Annotated in this window: 3 protein-coding genes; 1 reads left to right on the plus strand and 2 read right to left on the minus strand. The window is 64.4% G+C overall.

Features of this window, described 5'->3' with window-relative positions:
• The coding region (locus EXE44_RS16305) for an ABC transporter ATP-binding protein (RefSeq protein WP_137717947.1) at positions 1-583 on the plus strand (583 nt) is incomplete at its 5' end.
• A gap of 108 nt (positions 584-691) precedes the next feature.
• Here the strand turns inward: EXE44_RS16305 and EXE44_RS16310 are convergent.
• Both EXE44_RS16310 and EXE44_RS21495 read right to left on the minus strand, forming a co-directional pair.
• Positions 692-1,570: an ABC transporter permease gene (locus EXE44_RS16310; protein WP_137694392.1), complete on the minus strand. Its 879-nt coding sequence runs from the start codon at positions 1,568-1,570 to the stop codon at positions 692-694.
• Position 1,571: 1 nt separating this feature from the next.
• A partial coding sequence (locus EXE44_RS21495) for an ABC transporter permease (protein WP_241991849.1) occupies positions 1,572-2,113 on the minus strand: 542 nt, incomplete at its 5' end.

Below are 2,113 nucleotides of genomic sequence, written 5' to 3' on the forward strand. Positions count from 1 at the left end.
GGTGCTGCTGCTCGACGAGCCGCTCTCCAGTCTCGACCGGAAGCTCCGGAAGCAGATGCAGGTCGAACTCCGGCGGATCCACAAGCAGACGCAGGGCGGGTTCTTCTACGTGACCCACGACCAGGAGGTCGCGATGACGCTCAGCGACCGGATCGCGGTGATGAACGACGGCCACATCGAACAGATCGGCCCGCCGGAGCAGATCTACCGCGAGCCGGCGTCCGAGTTCGTCGCTGACTTCATCGGTGACACGAACCTCATCACGGCGCAGATCGTCGAGCGGAACGGAACGACGGTCGCAGAGATCGGCGGTGAGGGGGGTTTCAGCGTACCGGTAGAGGACCGGGCCGGCGAGGTCACCATCTCGATCCGACCGGAGGATTTCACCATCGCGACGGGTGACGACGTCCTGCGCGGCGTCGTCGTCGAGCGGTACTTCCAGGGAGACCAGACGAACTACGTCGTCGACCCAGACGAGGATATCGACGAACTTCAGGTGGTCATTCAGGGACGCGAGTCGTCGGTCGACACCGGCGACGACGTCGCGCTGGGCGTGGTCGACGGCGCGCCGACCGTCTTCTGATCACCGTCTTCTGACCGCCGGGGTACGGCGGTTCGCCTCGTCGTGCGTTCGTACGCGGGTGGTTCGCGGTCTCGAAACGCCCCTCGAAACGGTCCCCCCGGTCGGGAGCTACTCCTCGTCGGCGACCGTTCCGGCGACGTAGCCGGTCACGTTGCCGACGTTCATCGCGACCGCCAACGCGACCGCGACGCCGAACACGATGAGCGCGGAGACGGCGTTGAGCTCCGGCGCGTCGAGCTGTCGGATCCGGCTGAACATCCAAATCGTTAACACGTCCGTGTTGGGACCGGTGAGGAACAGGGCCCGGATGTAGTCCTCGAACGACCGGATCCACGCGAACAGGAAGCCCGCTCCGACGGCCGGAGCGATCACGGGGAGCGTGACGTCTCTGAACACCGTGATCGGGTCCGCACCGAGGTCTCTGGCCGCTTCCTCCAACGACTCGTCGAAGGTATACAGCCGAGCCGAGACGATGAGGAGCACGAACGGAAGCCCGTACAACGAGTGGGCCAACACCACGGTCGTGAACCCGGGGAGGATGCCGAGCAGGTTCTGAAAGTAGATCCGGAGCGCCACGCCGAGGATGATACCCGGGATCACCATGGGAATAATTCCGAAGGTCCGGTACATTTCCCGGAGGCGGAACCGGTAGCGCGTCAGCGCGAAGCTCGCCAGCACGCCGAGTATCGTCGCGATCGACGCCGCCACCGTCGCGATCGTGAAACTCCCGGCGAGCGACGAGCGCATCGAATCGCTGCTGATAGCCAGCCGGAAGTTGTCGAGGGTGAACCCCTCGAACGGGAAGATAGTCACGGCGTTCTCCGCGAACGCGAGGAAGATGATGATCGCGAGGGGAACCCACAAGAAGAGGAGCAACAGCCCGGACACGACGTACAGCGAGGTGCTGAGTAGCTTCTCTACCTGCTGGTGGCCGACGAGCCGGGTCGGCTCCGTCGTTTCGTTCGACTCGGCGGTCTCGGTCGCCATCTCAGGCACCCCCCAGTTCCTCGATGCTCACGTACCGGAAGGCGAGGACCATCGCGCCGATGATCGAGACGAGTACGAACATCGACGCCGCGCTCGCGTATCCGATCGAGTACGTCCCGGCGACCCGGTTTTCGATGAGCATCCCGATCATCTGGATTTTCCCCTGACCGAGGAACGTCGGCGTGATGAACGCGCCGACGCTCGGGACGAAGACGAAGAGGCTCCCGCCGATGATCCCGGGGAGCGTGAGCGGGATCACGTGGTCACGGAACACCTCGACCCGCGACGCCCCCAGGTCGCGGGCGGCCTCGATGATCGAGAAGTCGAGACCGTCGAGGCTCGCGTACAGCGTCAACAGCATGTACGGGAAGTACGCGTGCGTGAGTCCGACGATGATGGCCGGGATGCCGTAGTTGAATATCGCCAGCGGGGCGTCGATCAGCCCCCAGTTCATAAGCGTGCTGTTGATCACGCCGCCCGGGCCGAACATCAGGACCCACGAGTACGCCCGCACGAGGTACATCGTGAAGAACGGCAGGAGGA

It is taken from the genome of Halorubrum sp. SS7 (assembly GCF_005435055.1).
GTDB lineage: Archaea > Halobacteriota > Halobacteria > Halobacteriales > Haloferacaceae > Halorubrum > Halorubrum salinarum.

Bases quoted from the DNA above. Each gene is read 5' to 3' on its own strand.
- EXE44_RS16310 (WP_137694392.1), bottom strand. From the start codon at position 1,570: ATGGCGACCGAGACCGCCGAGTCGAACGAAACGACGGAGCCGACCCGG.